At 63.6% G+C, this 15696-nt stretch carries 11 protein-coding genes and 1 pseudogene; 2 read left to right on the top strand and 10 right to left on the bottom strand.

Translation table 11 applies throughout. The features are described from left to right. From B3V69_RS12530 to nirB, 10 genes and pseudogenes are all read right to left on the bottom strand, one after another. Positions 1-300, bottom strand: a 300-nt coding sequence (locus B3V69_RS12530) for an NAD(P)/FAD-dependent oxidoreductase (RefSeq protein ID WP_296447023.1), incomplete at its 3' end; no start/stop codon positions are given. Positions 301-367: 67 nt separating this feature from the next. Then, a complete protein-coding gene (locus B3V69_RS12525) occupies positions 368-3172 on the bottom strand; it encodes a nitrate reductase (RefSeq protein WP_296447021.1) in 2805 nt (934 codons plus the stop codon). Between the two features lie 389 nt (positions 3173-3561). Further along, positions 3562-4053, bottom strand: a pseudogene (locus B3V69_RS12520) (molybdopterin-dependent oxidoreductase); the annotation flags it as partial. Continuing rightward, positions 4050-4955, bottom strand: coding sequence for a DNA-binding protein YbiB (gene ybiB / locus B3V69_RS12515; RefSeq protein ID WP_296447020.1), 906 nt, complete (start codon positions 4953-4955; stop codon positions 4050-4052). The gene ybiB and the pseudogene B3V69_RS12520, both read right to left, overlap by 4 nt. 56 nt (positions 4956-5011) lie before the next feature. After that, positions 5012-5428: a hypothetical protein gene (locus tag B3V69_RS12510; protein WP_296447019.1), complete on the bottom strand. Its 417-nt coding sequence runs from the start codon at positions 5426-5428 to the stop codon at positions 5012-5014. 14 nt (positions 5429-5442) lie between these two features. Beyond that, positions 5443-7485, bottom strand: a complete 2043-nt coding sequence (locus tag B3V69_RS12505; RefSeq protein WP_296447017.1) for a DmsC/YnfH family molybdoenzyme membrane anchor subunit — start codon at positions 7483-7485, stop codon at positions 5443-5445. Positions 7486-7502: 17 nt separating this feature from the next. Next, positions 7503-9749: a molybdopterin oxidoreductase family protein gene (locus tag B3V69_RS12500; RefSeq protein ID WP_296447015.1), complete on the bottom strand. Its 2247-nt coding sequence runs from the start codon at positions 9747-9749 to the stop codon at positions 7503-7505. A gap of 25 nt (positions 9750-9774) precedes the next feature. Then, positions 9775-10161 carry a nitrite reductase small subunit NirD gene (gene nirD / locus B3V69_RS12495; RefSeq protein WP_296447013.1) on the bottom strand — a complete coding sequence of 129 codons (387 nt, stop codon included), beginning with the start codon at positions 10159-10161 and terminating at the stop codon, positions 9775-9777. 70 nt (positions 10162-10231) lie between these two features. Continuing rightward, entirely contained in the window at positions 10232-11029 is a 798-nt protein-coding gene (locus B3V69_RS12490; protein WP_296447012.1) for a type IV pili methyl-accepting chemotaxis transducer N-terminal domain-containing protein, read from the bottom strand. Further along, complete coding sequence (gene nirB / locus B3V69_RS12485) at positions 11026-13488, bottom strand: nitrite reductase large subunit NirB (RefSeq protein WP_296447009.1); 2463 nt, start codon at positions 13486-13488, stop codon at positions 11026-11028. Before nirB ends, B3V69_RS12490 begins: the two co-directional genes overlap by 4 nt. A gap of 345 nt (positions 13489-13833) precedes the next feature. On the opposite strand from nirB, the gene B3V69_RS12480 reads away from it, so the two are divergent. Further along, positions 13834-15111: a type IV pili methyl-accepting chemotaxis transducer N-terminal domain-containing protein gene (locus B3V69_RS12480; protein WP_296447007.1), complete on the top strand. Its 1278-nt coding sequence runs from the start codon at positions 13834-13836 to the stop codon at positions 15109-15111. 55 nt (positions 15112-15166) lie between these two features. Next, positions 15167-15696, top strand: a 530-nt coding sequence (locus B3V69_RS12475; protein WP_296447005.1) for a PP2C family protein-serine/threonine phosphatase, incomplete at its 3' end; no start/stop codon positions are given.

Raw genomic sequence — 15696 nt, 5'->3', positions numbered from 1 at the left:
CTGGCCCTTGTGCTTTTCGTGGAACGGTATCTGGTGCCGCTGCAGCAGGGCCACGAAGTCATGCGGCGTATAGCGCGACAGGACGGAGCGGCAAAAGCGCGGGTTGTCGCTCAGGAAGTTGGCCGCTGTGGTGTCGCGGTTGGTGAAGTTGCAGCGCCCGCCGCCCGAAATGCGGATTTTTTCCGCCACTTTTTCGCTGTGATCGACCAGCAGCACCTTGAGGCCCAACTGCCCGGCCACGCCCGCACAAAACAGCCCCGCGGCCCCGGCACCCACGATCACGACGTCAAATTTTTGCATGGGGCGCAGTGTAGACGGGGCGTCGCTGCGCCAGCGCCTGTCGTAGCGAATCGACACGCCGCTGCTATCACGCAGGCAGGCTGGCACGCACCAATCTGCGCAGTTCAGGCACACAGGAGCCGCAGTTGGTGCCGCATTTCAAGCTGCTTTGCAGCGATGCCAGGCGTTCTTCGACTGAGCCGCTGCAACGCCCCAGATAGTCGTCAATCGCCACGTCGGCCACATTGAAGCAGACGCAGACCTGCTTGCCGCGCGACTGAACGGCGGTGGGCGGTTTGGCACCCGGCACCAGCAGTGCGCGGCCATAGGCTTGGGCCGGCAGTTCGTCCTGCAGCAAGGTCTTGATCCAGCCCTGGGCACTGGTGTCACCGGCCAGCATGAAACCTTCCAGCGTGGTATCCCTGACATCGTGCGCCAGATTCACCGCGCGGCGTTGGCCGCGTTTTTTGTCGGCGTAGCGCAGGACATCGGACCCGGCCAGGTTCAGAATGGCTTCGATCTGTTGCAGCAAGGCGTCGGCTGGCGCGTCGTGGCCTGCCGCGCGAAACAGCACGCCACTGCGTTCACGCGTTGGGGCGTCCAACGGGGCGTTGTTGGAGAAAGGGGTGCAACTGGCAAACGGAAACCGGTCCATCAATGCCTGCAGCTCTGCGCGCGCCGACAGCATCCGCTGAAGGGGCAGCCAGGCCATGGCCAGCAGCGACCAGGGCATATCGGCCCTGAGGATCTTGACCGCGCTGTGCTTGAACTCGGGTTGTTTGGAGTCGGGGCAAAAAGCCGAGCTGGTGAGGGCGTTGACGCCGGCCAGCCGTTGCCCGGTGCTGGCACTGCCGCTCAGGAATTCCTCGCCCCAATGCTGGGCGATGAAGGCCTGGTTCACGCGGATCTCGGCGCTGTCTTGCGCCTGCAGCAGAATCGTGCCGCGTTTGCTGGTGACGTAAACCAGGTCGCCGTCCTTGAGCTGGCGGCTTGCCATGTCTTGCGGGTTCATCTGAACCGCCGGCTCGCTGACGTGGCCAAACAGGCGCCCCAGCGTGCCGGTGCGGCTCATGCCGTGCCATTGGTCGCGCAGGCGGCCGGTGGTCAGCGAGAACGGATAGCGCGACTCGCGCGGCTCGGCGACTTCTCTGTACGCGCTGCTGACAAAGCGCGCCCGCCCATCGGGGGTGGGGAAGATGCCGTCTTCGTAGAGTCTGGCCTGGCCCTGGGTGGCGCCTTCTTTCAAAGGCCATTGCCGGGGCGCTTGTTCCAGCATGGCGTAGGACAGACCGGTGATGTCGAGGTCGCGCCCGCGCGTCGATTCACGGTGTTCGAGCCAGATGGACTCGGGGTTTTGGTAGGGGAACAAGGCGGCACCGCCGGGCAAGCGCCTTGCGAAATCGACGGCGATTTGCCAGTCGTGGCGGGCCTGGCCCGGCGCTGCGACGGCGGCGCGCACGCGCGAGATGCGGCGCTCGCTGTTGGTGACGGTGCCGTCCTTCTCGCCCCAGCTGGTGGCGGGCAGCAGCAGATCCGCAAAAGCACAGGTGGCGGTGGTGGCGAAGGCCTCTTGCACCACGACAAACTCGGCGCGCTGCAGGGCGCGGCGCACCGTGGCCTGGTCGGGCATGCTTTGCGCTGGGTTGGTGCAGGCAATCCACAGGGCGCGGATTTCACCGTCGGCGGCGGCCTGAAACATCTCGACGGCGGTCTTGCCGGGCTGGGACGGTACCTCCGGCACACCCCACAGGGCGGCGACTTCGGCGCGGTGCTGGGCGTTGCCCAGATCGCGGTGCGCGCTGAGCAGATTTGCCATGCCGCCGACCTCGCGCCCGCCCATGGCGTTGCCCTGGCCGGTCAGCGACAAAGGCCCGGCGCCGCGCTTGCCGATCTGGCCGGTGGCCAGGTGCAGGTTGATGAGAGCCGTGTTCTTGGCGGTGCCGCTGCTGGACTGGTTCAGACCCTGGCAGTACAGGCTGAGCGTGGCCGGGGCGGTGGCAAAGCAGCGCGCCGCTTCCAGCAGGTCGGCGGGGTGGATGCCGCAAAGCTGGCTCACGCGCTCGGGCGGGTAATCGCGCACGGTGGCCTGCAGCGCCTCAAAGCCTTGCGTGTGGGCGGCGATAAAGGCCTGATCGACCCAGCCCTCGCGCAGCATCAGGTGCAACATGCCGTTGAACAGCGCCACATCGGTGCCGGGTTGCAGCGCCAGGTGCAGGTCGGCCATCTGCGCGGTGTCGGTCTTGCGCGGGTCCACCACGATGATTTTGAGTGGCGGGCCGCCCGCGGCACGTTGGCGCCTGGCGTCTTCCATGCGCCGAAACAAAATCGGGTGCGCATACGCCGTGTTGGAGCCGGCGATGAAGATGCATTGCGCGTGGTCGAGGTCCTCGTAGCAGGCCGGTGGCGCGTCGGCGCCCAGGGTCTGCTTGTAGCCGGCCACGGCGCTGCTCATGCACAGGCGCGAGTTGGTGTCGACGTTGTTGGTGCCGATCAGGCCCTTGGCGAGCTTGTTGAAGACGTAGTAGTCCTCGGTCAGCAACTGGCCCGAGAGGTAGAAGCCGACGGCGTCGGGGCCATGCGTGCGCACGGTGCTCGCGAAGCGGTCGGCCGCGGTGTCGAGCGCGGTGTTCCAGTCGATGACCGCGCGCGGTGCATCGCGGCGGGTGCGCAGTTGCGGTTGCAGCAGGCGCGTGTGCATCGCGATGGTGCGGGTGGCTGTGAGATGCAGCGTGCTGCCCTTGGTGCACAGGCGCCCGAAGTTTGCGGGGTGGTCCGGGTCGCCGCGTACGCCGGTGATCTGCCCCGCTTGCGATTCGATGATCACGCCGCAGCCGACGCCGCAGTAGGGGCAGGTCGAGCGGGTCTCGCTCGGTGGCGTGGTCGCGGTGGTCATGTCAAGTGCGCTACTGCGCTGGTTCCTGCAGGCGATGGTGCGGGCAAGGCGGGGGCGGATGGGCGAAGCGGCTTCGATGCAGCGCCCTTCGCTGCGCTGCGGGTGCCTTGCGCTTCTCGCTCCGCGGGGCGGCTGCGATGGCTTCGCTGAGTGCCGCTGAACGCGGCACCGCATAAATCCTTCTCGCCGGTCCGCCGGGTACGGCGGACTCCCCCCGCTGCGCTGCGATGCTCAGCGCTGCATAGGCGCCGCTGCACCCACCCACCCCCGCCTTGCAGCCACCGGGGTTGTCTTCTATCGAAGAGCAAAAGACGTTGCCTGCAGGGTCGCGGGGGGGGGGGGGGGGGGGGGCCCCTCTTGTCCCCCCCCAGAGCGCCCGCGCCGCCACCCCCCCCCCCCCCNNTGCTCATGCACAGGCGCGAGTTGCTGTCGACGTTGTTGGTGCCCATCAGGCCCTTGGCCAGCTTGTTGAAGACGTAGTAGTCCTCGGTCAGCAACTGGCCGGAGATATAAAACCCGACCGCATCGGGCCCGCTTTGTTCGATGATTTGCGCAAAGCGCTGGCTCGCGCTGTCGAGCGCCGCGTCCCAGCTCAGCGCCTGCGGCGCCGCGCCCCGTTGCAGGCGCTGCATCGGTTGCAGCAGCCGGGTTTGCGCGGTGACCGCGGCGCTGGCGGTCAGGTGCAGGGTGGCGCCCTTGGTGCACAGGCGTCCGAAGTTGGCGGGATGATCGGGGTCGCCCTTGACGTCGGTGATCTGGCCGCCGCGTGACTCGATCAGCACGCCGCAGCCCACGCCGCAGTAGGGGCAGGTGGAGCGGGTTTGGCGCGTGCCCGGTACGGGGAAGCCAGTGATCCGATGGTTTTTTTCTTCAGTCCTCATAGCTGCTCAAGCAGATGCAGGATATGTGCCACCTGCTGCGCAATCGGCGGTGGCACCGGCATGTCACCGGCCATGACCTGTCGAATATAGGCGGCGGTGCTGTCGGCATCAATCGCTTGGGGCAGATCGGGCAGGGCGGTGAGCGTGCCGCTTTGGGCCTCCTGCAGGGCCACCGGGCAACCGGCCACAAAGCCTTGCATGCGCGGCACGCGGCGCGGGTCCGCCACGGCTTCGCCTTCGGTGCCGCGCAGCAGCAAGGCATTGGCCTGGATCAGCTCGAAGGTGGCCGCCATCGACTCGGCGTACTCGGGGTGCGTGTAGCTGCTCACCAGCAGGCTCTTGCCGACGCAGGGGTTCATGAGCTTGACCAGGCTGTGAGCCGAGTTGCGCACGCCCACCACGCGACGCACGTCCAGCAGGCGCTGCAGGCCGGGACACAAGAGCGCCGTGGGCGCGAACACCACCTCGCCAGGTGCTATTGATTTAATAGCTACTTGCGCAGGTATGTCGAGGGCTAGCAGCACTTTTGACGTATAAACACGGGTGGACTCGGTGGCCGTGCCGTGGATCAGCACCGGCAAGCCTTCGCGCGCCAACAGCAGCGCCAGCAGCGGTGTCAGCACCGGCAGCTTGCGCGCGCCGTTGTAGCTGGGAATGACGATGACGGGCGTGTCGCCGGCAGGCAGGTGCGACAGGCGCTGATGGGTGGCATCCAGAAAGCCCGCCATCTCCTGCGGCGTTTCGCCCTTGATGCGCATGGCCAGGCAAAACGCGCCAATTTCCAGATCGGTCACGCTGACGTCCAGCACCTGGGCGAACAGATCCGCTGCATGCTCGCGCGACAGTGACCGTGCGCCATCCTTGCCGCGTCCGATGACCTTGATGTATTGACCAATTCCCATAGGGTGCGATTGTCGGTGAATATGCGCAAGCTCCCACGCCGGGGCCGCCCATGAAGTCAGTGCGGTGGCGCTTGCCGGTGGGCCGGGTGCGCGTCCATGCTTTGCCCGACTTGCGGGCGCTCGGTGTTGGGCACCCACTCCCACCACTCATGCTGGCCGTCGGCCGTGTTGTCCTGCGTGCGGTAGACGTTCCAGGTCACCAGGTAGTCGGGGTTTTCCATATCAACACCTGAGGGCGCATGCCGGTATTGCCCAGGCGGCGCCTTGAACCAGGCATCCAGCTGGGGCGGCAAAATGAAATCGGCGGCCGCCACCGCGGGGTCCGCGTGGCGCAGGGCGATGGAGATGCCTTGCTCCGCATCCACCTTGAGCACCTGCCCGGCGTACTGGTTTTGCTTCATCAGTTCGCCTTGCAGGTCAAAGTAGGACACGCCGATGACGCAGGTTTTCAGGAGCAAGTCTTCGAGTTGCATGGCTTGATTCCGGCTCAGTGCCGCAGAGGCGCCACGCCCACTTGCGGCATATTGGCCAGGCCGATATCCCGAGCGTGCTCTTCAAAGCCCTTGTTCTTCCAGAAAAAGGCACCGGGCATGGTGGTGGGGATCACCAGCACGTAAAACAGGGCACGGCCCATCACGCTGGTGGCAATCAAGGTGGCGCCGACCAGGGCTAGGCCCAGCAGCGTATAGACATTGACGGTATTGAAGGCCAGCATGCTGCTCAACAGGCCAAAGACCAAGAGCAGGTTCAGACCCAGCAAGGTGTTGCGCAGCACATAGGTTTTGCCGAATGTGGTGGTCTGCACATAGTAGGACGCGCCGCCTTCATGCTCGGCCCGGCCCATCTCGCGGCCATGCGCTGCATGCCCCACCCCTTCGATCAGCATGCCCAGACTCAATACGCCGGCGCAGACCAGCGTCACATTCAGGTAGTTTTCCCCGGCGAAGGCCAGCGTGGAAATGACCACCACGCCCGCCACCAGAGAACCCAGGGACAACATGCTGCCCACGAAGGCGGTGCCGACTTGCCAATGGTTCCAGAATGGCCGGGCCTTGATGCGGTAGCAACGCGTCATGTAGTACAGGCCGGCGGCGCTGCCCAGCACCGCAGAATAGCCAAACACGCGGGCCACGGCAGCGGCGCGGTCGGCGCTGATCAGCGCGTTGATGTCGCGGGAAAACACGGCGCTGAACAGGGACTGCACCAAGGTGTTGCCCGGCAGGCTGAACAAGATATGCATGCCAAGCGCGCCCATGAAGATGGCAATGCCCAGGCCTTCACGCGACACTGGCGAGTGGCGCAGGTTGTTGAAGCCGCGGTAAAAGCGCTGTGGTTTTCCCAGGTGCATGGTGGACATGAACAAGCCAAAGGCGACCAGCAGGAAGCAGACGATGGCCAGCGGTGCATACAGCGCCGACTGGGCAAAGCCGGTGAAACCGGTCAAGCCCGCCTGCGCGCCAAGGAAGGCCAGCGCAAAGGCGCCAGCCGCCGTTTGCGCGGCCAGCGTGAACAGCACCAGCGGGTTCTCGCGTGAACTCAGGCGCGCCATGTTCCAGTGTTTGGCTTTGCCTTTCTTCTGGTCAATGGCGGGGCGGTAGCGGCCCGCCGCGTCCTTGTGGTATTTCACCGGCATGGAATCGGTGCGGCGCATCTCGTCCGGCATCTGCTTGATTTGTTGGAAGCGGATATTGGGCTGCGTGATTTCGGGTGAGGGGAAGCCGGGGATCTCGACGCGGGCTTGTTCACGCCCGCCGGGGATGTTTTCGATGACACCAAAGTCCAGCGCATTGCCCACGCAGGCCGACACGCAAGCGGGCTTCAAGCCCACTTCCAGCCGGTCCACGCACATATTGCACTTGGAGACCTGGCCCTTGACCGGGTCGAGCTGCGGCGCGTTGTAGGGGCAGACCCAGGTGCAGTAGCCGCAGCCAAAGCAGGTTTCCGGGTCTTGCAGCACGGCGCCGTATTCCACATGCTTGGTGTAGGCGCGGGTCGGGCAACCCTTGAGGCAGACCGGGTCATCGCAATGGTTGCAGGCCATGGAGATGTTCATGCGCTTGTAGTCGGGGTAGCTGCCGCCCTCCACATAGCCGACCGAGCGGAATGCCAGGTGGGCCGGGTTGTTGTTTTTCTCGCTGCACGCCGCTTCGCAGGCGTGGCAGCCGATGCAGTTGTCTGCCGTGAAAAAGAAGCCGTGCTGCTTGTTGCGATTCGGGTTGCTGCCGACCGCCGGGTTCTCGTTGATGAACATGGAGCGACCGACCGGCAACTTGTTTTGCGTGTGGTCAATCAGGTCAATCTTCTGGCCGTAGCGATTGGTGTCGGCATGGGTCTTGTCGTTCAGAAACGCGTAGACCTGCTCTTCGGTGCGGATTTCCCAGATTTTCTTCTCAACCGTCTTCTTGGAGCCGCAGCCGCCGCTGCCGCACTCGGGCTTGCCGCAGCCGCCGACGGGTTCAGGCTGAAGCGCTCCCTTGTTCATCAGCGGGTCGGCCACCAAGGCATTTTTCAGCAACGTGTCGTCTTTCATCGCAGTTATCCTTGTGTTTAGAACGCACGGCGTTCCAGGTTTAAACGCGCGGCCTCGGCCTGGTCCACTTTTTCAACCCGCGCGGCATTTTGTTTGAACGCGGGTTGGCGTGAGTGCGGGTCCAGCAGGCCCAGCGTCAAGCGGTTCACGCAATCGTGAAAATGGAAGGGGATGAACAACATGTCGCTGCCCACCCGCTGCGTGAGCTGCACCATCACCACGGCATCGCCGCGGCGACTCACCACGCGCACATAGCTTTGGTGTTCGATGCCGAGTTTTTCCGCGGCGTCGGGGTTCATCTCCATGTAGGGCGTGGGTGAAAATTTGTTGCAGTTGCCGATCTTGCCGGTGCGGGTGCGGGTGTGGAAGTGCTCCACCACGCGGCCCGAGTTGAGCCAGAACGGGTACTCGGTGTCGGGGCACTCGTTGTTGTTGACGAAGCGTACCGGGATCAGGTTGGCGCGGCCCGTGGGGGTCTGAAACACGCCGTCGGTGTAGAGGCGCCGGTCGCCGTCAAACGGCAGGCGCAGCTTCATGTCAAAGGCGTTTGACTGGCCAATTTTTTCGGTGTCGGCCTGGGCTTGCGCTTCCGAGTACGGCCATTGGATGCCGCGCGCGGCTTCAATGCGGTCGTAGCTCATGCCCGAGATGTCCAGGGTGCGGCCTTCGCCCTTGGACAGGATTTTCATTTCTTCGAAAGCGCCCTCGGCCGTTTCCGGGAAATGGATGGTGTTGCGGTCGGTAAAGCGCTTGGCCATCTGGTTGAAGATCCACAAGTCCGGCTTGGAGTCGGCGTAGGCCGGCAAGACATTGCGCGTGAGGTTGACCCGGCGTTCGGTGTTGGTGTGGCAGCCTTCTTTTTCGGCCCACACGGCGGCGGGCAAAAAGACGTGGGCGTACTGGTTGGTCTCGACGTCCTCGTAGACGTCTTGCACCACCAGGAATTCGAGGTTCTCCATCGCCTTGCGAATGCGCGGCTGGTTGGCCATCGAGGTCATGGGGTTGGTCGCGATCAGCCACAGGCCCTTGATTTCGCCGGTCTCGATCGCCGGAAAAATATCGGTCTGCGCCAGCCCGCGTTTGGTGGGGAAGAAGCTCTCGTCAATGCCCCAGAAGTCGGCCACGACCTTGCGGTCTTTTTCTTTTTCCAGCGCGCGGTAGCCCGGCAGGCCCGAGCAGGACGACCACTCGCGCGTGCCCATGGCGTTGCACTGGCCGGTGATCGACAGGCTGGTGCCGCCAGGGATGCCGATGTTGCCGGTGATCAGGTTCAGGTTGTTGATGTCCACCACGCCGTCCGAGCCGTGGGTGGACTGGTTGATGCCCATGGTCCAGATGCTCATGGCGGTGGGCGCCTTGGCGTAAATGCGGGCCACCGTGCGAATGCGGTCTTCGTCAATGCCGCACACGTGCTGGGCGGTGACCGGGTCGTAGTCGGCGACCAGGGCGCGCAAGGCGTCAATGCCCTGGGTGTGCTGGGCGATGTAGTCCTTGTCCTCCAGGCCTTCCTTGAAGATCACGTGCATCATGGCGTTGATCAGCACGGTGTCGGTGCCCGGCGTGATCGGCAGGTGGATGTCGGAAAACTGGGCCAGCATGGTGACGCGCGGGTCGACCACGATCAGCGGGAACTTGCGCTTTTCCAGCGCTTCTTTCAGGCGCCAGTAAATGATGGGGTGCTGTTCGGGTAGGTTGGAGCCGAAGGCCATGAAGCAGTGGGTGTGCTCAAAGTCGTCGTAGCAGCCCGGCGGCCCATCCGAGCCGAAGGAACGCTTGTAGCCCGACACCGCGGAGGCCATGCACAGGGTGGTGTTGCCGTCGTAGTTGTTGCTGCCAATCTGGCCGCGCACCAGCTTGCCCAGGGTGTAAAACTCCTCGGTCAACAGCTGGCCGGTGGAGACGATGGCAAACGAATCACGACCGTATTTATCCTGAATTTCCTTGATCTTGGCCGCTGTCTTGTTCAGCGCGGCGTCCCAGTTGCTCGGTTGAAACGGCAGGTGGGCTTTCTCGCGCATCAAGGGCATGGTGCCGCGTCCGGGGGAGTCGAACAGTTCGTGCTCCAGCAGGCCTTTGATGCAGAGTTTGCCGCGGTTCACGTCGGCTCCGGCATGGCCGCGGCTGGTGACGATTTTGCCTTTGTCATTGAGTCCAATTTCAATGGCGCAGCCGGTCGAGCAATAGTTGCAGGTGGTGTATTTCCACTCCTTGACCTCTTTGGAGGGAATGGAAATGGGCTTGCGATTTGTTCGACCGAATATCATTTCTTCTCCTGCGCTTGAACGACCGTCAGGCGCTGACTTTTTCTTTGCATTGGGGACCGGCGATGGGGCGCGTCAGGTCGGTGGCGTGGCTGGCCAGCTCGGCGCTTTGCAGGAACACCTGCTCGTCCTCCACCTTCACGGCAAAGCGCGGTGTGCAGCCCTCGTCGGGCTCGGCAGCCTGGCCGGTGCACAGGCCGATGGTCCAGTTGTGCAGCGGGCAGGCCACGCTGGTGCCGAACACAATGCCTTGCGACAGCGGGCCGCCCTTGTGCGGGCAGCGGTCCAGCAGGGCAAAGACGCCGCCAGCGTCATTGCGAAACACGGCGACGTCGAGGCCTTGGGCGCGCGCCACGCGGCGTGAACCCAAGACGGGGATGTCTTGCACGCGGCAGATAGGGGTCCATTCACTCATTTTGCTATTCCTTTCATAGCTGCTTGCGCCCGTTGCATGAGGGCTGGAGGCAGTTTTCATCAATAAAAAATCAGGTTTTGATGGCCGAATACAGTCCGGTCACCCGGTCCATCACGCTCAGCAGGTTCTCGCTGGCCACAAACACTTCGGTCAGGGGTTTTGTGCTGCTCTGCACATCACCCAGCTTTTGCAAGGCGTTATCGAAAAATACCCACTGGCCATCGGCCAGCAGCAGCTCTTCCCGGATGCGGGGGGTGGCTTCGGGGGCATTGCGCAGCAACGCCATGGCACTGACGAACTCGCTACGCGCTTTATTGATCTCGGCGGTGGCGGTGGCGGCTTGCACCGGCAGTCTTGCGGCCAGGTAAAACTTGGCCATGCGCTGGCTCAGCATGCGCTGGCGGCCCGCGATGTTGACCAACTTGCCCAGGGGCTTGTTCAACACCGCTTCATACTGCTGCGTGCCCTGCTGCGCCAGTGCCAGCACATTGGCGTCGAGTTGTAGCAGGGCTGCCGCAGCACGCTTGTCAGGGGGTGTTCCGGCCAGGGCTGTTTTGTAGTCGCTCCAGGCGCTATCCAGCTGCTTGTAGGTGCGCTTGATATCGGGGGTCGGGGCAAAGGCCTTGAGGTCCAGCAACTGGTGATCAAACAAGGCCACCGACTTGTCCAGCACCTGCAGGGCGTTGCTGGTCTCAATGCCCTGCACCAGGGCCAGCCAGGCCTTGCCCATGCGCTGGCTGAGCATGCGCTGGCGCCCTGCCTGGTTGATGGCGTCGCTCAGGTCGCTCACCTGCGCATGGGCCTGTTGGCCGCTCAGGCTGACGAAGGGGGCCGCGGCGACGGTGGTGATGAAGTGCCTGCGTTTCATGCGGCGGTCCCGATGGCGTCGAACTGGCGCGTGTCTACCGCGGCTTCCTTGAAATCAAACCACGGATCGGGTTCTCCCTCCAGCGCAAACTGCAGTCGTGCCCACAGTGCCTTGCGCCCGGCTTCGTCTTCCAGAATTCGTTTCTTGACATAGTCCAGGCCGACCCGGTTGACGTAATGCACGGTGCGCTCCAGGTACCAGCCCTCCTGACGGTAGAGCTCACAAAAGGCGCCGGTGTACTCCAGCACTTCCTCGGACGTCTTGAGCTTGGTGAAGAAGTGCGCCACCTCGGTCTTGATGCCGCCATTGCCCGCGATGTACATCTCCCAGCCGCTGTCGACGCCGATGATGCCGACGTCCTTGATGCCGGCCTCGGCGCAATTGCGCGGGCAGCCGCTGACTGCAAATTTCACCTTGTGCGGGGCATACATGCGCCACATCGCACGTTCCAGGTCCTTGCCCATCTGGGTGCTGTCCTGCGTGCCCATGCGGCACCATTCCGAGCCGACGCAGGTCTTGACGGTGCGCAGTGCCTTGGCATAGGCGTGACCGCTGGGCATGCCGATGTCTTTCCAGACGTTGGCCAGGTCTTCTTTCTTGACGCCGAGCAAATCGATGCGCTGGCCGCCGGTGACCTTGACGGTAGGAATTTTGTATTTGTCCACCACGTCGGCAATGCGGCGCAGCTCGCTGGCCGTGGTCTCGCCGCCCCACATGCGCGGAATGACGGAATAAGTGCCGTCCTTCTGGATGTTGGCGTGGCTGCGCTCGTTGATGAAGCGGCTTTGCGGATCGTCCTTGGCTTCCTTGGGCCAGCTGCTGATCAGGTAGTAGTTGACGGCCGGGCGGCAGGAGGCGCAGCCATTGGGCGTTTTCCATTCCATGAAGTTGAAGACACCGGCCACCGTGAGCAGCTTGTTGGCCACGATGGCATCGCGCACCGCCTGGTGCCCCAGGTCGGTGCAGGCGCACATCGCCTTCATCTTGGGCGTGGCCGAATAGTCGCCACCGGCGGTGAACATCAGAATCTGTTCCACCAGCCCGGTGCAAGAGCCGCAGGAGGCGCTGGCCTTGGTGTGCTTGCGCACCTCGTCCAGCGTGAACAGGCCTTTTTCCTTGATGGTTTTGCAGATGGTGCCCTTGGTCACGCCGTTGCAGCCGCAGACCTCGGCGTCGTCGGGCATGCTGGCGGCCTTGTTGTGGCCTTCGTGACCGGTGTCGCCGATGTTGGATTCGCCAAACATCAGCTTGTCGCGAATGTCGCTCACGCTGCGGCCGTCGCGCAGCAGCTTGAAGTACCAGCTGCCGTCCACCGTGTCGCCATACAGGCAGGCGCCGACTAATCTGTCGTCCTTGATCACCAGCTTTTTGTAGACGCCCGCAAAGGGGTCGCTCAGCACCAGCTCTTCGGTGCCCTCGCCACCCTGGAAATCGCCGGCTGAAAACAGGTCGATGCCGGTGACCTTGAGCTTGGTGGAGGTCAACGAGCCGACGTAGCGGCCAATGCCAAACAGCGCCAGGTGATTCGCCGCCACCTTGGCCTGCTCAAACAATGGCGCCACCAGCCCGTAGGCGATGCCACGGTGCGCCGCGCATTCGCCCACCGAGTAGATGCGCGCATCGGTGGTGGTCTGCATGGTGTCGTTGACCACGATGCCCTTGTTGCAATGCAGGCGCATTTTTTCGGCCAGCTCGGTGTTGGGGCGAATGCCCACCGCCATCACCACCAGATCAGCCGCCACTTCAGTGCCGTCCTTGAATCGGATGAATTTGACGCGGCCGCTTTTCCCGTCATCTCCGCCGGCCACCAGCTCCTGCGTTTGGGCCCCAATCAGGAACTTCAGGCCACGATCTTCCAGCGACTTCTGCAGCATCTTGCCCGCGACGGTGTCGAGCTGGCGCTCCATCAGCGTCGGCATCACGTGCACCACCGTCACGTTCATGCCGCGCAGCATCAGCCCGTTGGCGGCTTCCAGCCCGAGCAGGCCGCCACCAATGACGACGGCGTTTTTGTACTTCTGCGAGGCTTCGATCATGGCATTGGTATCGGCGATGTCGCGGTAGGCAATGACGCCTGCGAGATCCTTGCCGGGCACTGGCAGGATGAAGGGGTTGGAGCCGGTGCACATCAACAGGCGGTCGTATTCGGCGCTGATTTTTTCGCCGGTGCCGCTTTCGGCATGCACGATGCGCTTGACGCGGTCCACCGAAGTGACTTTCCAGCCGGCGTGCAGGGTGATGTGGTTCTCTTTGTACCAGTCCCACGAGTTGAGCACGATCTCGTCGATGGTCTGCTCACCGGCCAGCACCGGCGACAGCAAAATGCGGTTGTAGTTGGGGTGCGGCTCGGCGCCGAACACCGTGATGTCATAGAGATCGGGGGCCACCTTGAGCAGTTCTTCAAGCGTGCGAACACCCGCCATGCCATTGCCTACCATCACCAGTTTTGATTTCTTCATCGCGGCTACTCCAGATTTGATTCGCTTGATTGAGCGCAAGGCCCGTGCCAGCGGGCCAACAAGGTGCATAGGCACCGGAATGGGGCTGGGAAAATGGATACCCCGGCTGTGGAGCCGGTGCGAGGCACACCCTCAGGTTCACCCTCGCAAATACCTTGCGCACGTCCTTGTGCGCAGAGCCCGTGGCGCCGTGGCCCGGGTCGGACGCTTCGTCACGCCCACCCATTGCTATGCAAGACGTGTGCCATATGATCGGGTGACCGTGTGTGTGCCAAGCACCATGCCGCGCCTGGTGCGCGACTTGCATGGGGTACACGTTTCTTCCCTCTTGAATCCTTGATTTTTATGACGTCCGCGTTGGTACATTTGAACGGCACGACAGGCGCAGCGCTGCTGCTGCCGGAGCTCGAAGCGGCAGGCATCCAGGTGCTTGGCGTGGTTGCCGAGCGCAGCAAACTGGTGCAGGAAGTGGTGCGCCATGCACCAGACTTGCTGATCTGCGACGATCCGCTGCCCGGCGAGACGCTGTTCAAGGCAATCCAGACCATCGCGGAGACCTCGCCGCGCCCGGTCATCGTGTTCACCAGCGACAGCGATGCCGACAACATCGTGCGCGCCATCGAATCCGGCATTCACGCCTATGTCATCAACGGCTATGCTGCCTCCCGCCTGCGTTCGCTGGTCCACCTGGCGCAGGCCCGCTTCCGCTTTGAGACGGCGCGGCGCGATGAGCTGCTCGACGTCTCCAGCCGCTTCGAGGAGCGTCGGCTGGTGGAGCGCGCCAAGGCCATCCTGATGCAGGCGCGCCAGGTGTCGGACGACGATGCGTTCCAGATCCTGCGCACCGCCTCCATGCACAGCAACCAGCGTCTGGGCAAGGTGTCGCAGCACATCATCCATTCGGCCCGCTTTGCCGAATCGGTGAACCGTGCCGGGCAGTTGCGCATGCTGTCGCAGCGCCTGATCAAGCTGTATCTGCTGCAGCTGGCCGGGGTGCAGGTGGCAAGCCATAAAGAGTGCCTGAAAGACTCCATGCAGCGCATCGATGGCAACCTCGCCTTATTGGCGAAAAGCCTCTCCAAACCCACTTTTGGCGACTTGCTGGGGCAGGTCGTGCTGACCTGGACCCGCCTGAAACAGGGCTTGCAGGGGGAGCCCCAGGCCAACCAGATGGCGCATCTCGACGAGCTCGGCGAGCGGTTGCTGCAGGATGCCGAACGCCTGACGGGCAACCTGGAGAATGCCGGTTCCGTGGAGCCCCTGCATGTGCTCAATATGGCGGGCCGCCAGCGCATGTTGTCGCAGCGTTTTGCCAAATACGCGCTGCTCGGGGTGCTGGGCGACGGCACGACGCGGTCGCGCTGTGAGGTCGGCATGGCCGAGTCCAAGGCGAGGTTTGAGCAGGGCCTGAGCTATCTCAACGATATTCCCCTGAGCACGCCCGACATCCGCGGCGCGCTGGACGCCGCCGCCGTGGGCTGGCAGAAAATGCAGGCCGGGGCCGCCGATGCCCGGCGAGCGGCGGGGCAGGCGCAACTGGCCAGCGCCAGCGAAGCCCTGCTCGATGTGTTTGAGCGGCTCTCCGGCTATTACGAGCGCAGCATGCAAATGCTGGTGGGTTGATCGTGATTTGGTGCAGTGCACCAAATTTGGGCATTAATCTTGCGTGAGCTGGTGCATGGCATTTGAAATAGACATTGGCTTCACCTCTTTGGCGGGCAGCAAAGACATCAACGAAGATTTCTGCGCGGCCATGCTGCCCGAGCGCGGGCTGGAGGAAATGGGCGCGATAGCCGCCGTCGCCGACGGCGTGAGCCGTGGCGGCATGGGCAAGGAGGCGGCGCAAACCACCGTCATCAGCGTGCTGCGCGACTATTACGGCACGCCCGAGACCTGGGACACCACCGTCGCGCTGGACCGCATCATCTCGGCTCAGAACGCCTGGCTGGCCGGCATCAACCGGCGCCGCCAGCCGGCCATGGGCATGACCACGCTGACCGCCTTGGTGTTGCGCGGCCAATCCTATGCGCTGGCCCATGTCGGTGACTCGCGCGCCTACCTGTTGCGCGATGGCCAGACCCTGCAGATGACGCAAGACCACGTGGTGAACCACCCCGACTTCAAGCACCAGCTGCTGCGCGCCGTGGGCGTCGAAGATCGTCTGGTGGTGGACTATGTGCAGGGCGACCTGCAGGTCGGCGACGTGTT

The sequence above is a fragment of the Rhodoferax sp. UBA5149 genome, from assembly GCF_002413825.1.
GTDB lineage: Bacteria > Pseudomonadota > Gammaproteobacteria > Burkholderiales > Burkholderiaceae_C > Rhodoferax.
The sequence above is the reverse complement of the archived record's forward strand: the minus strand, read 5'-3'. Positions and strand labels throughout refer to the sequence as shown.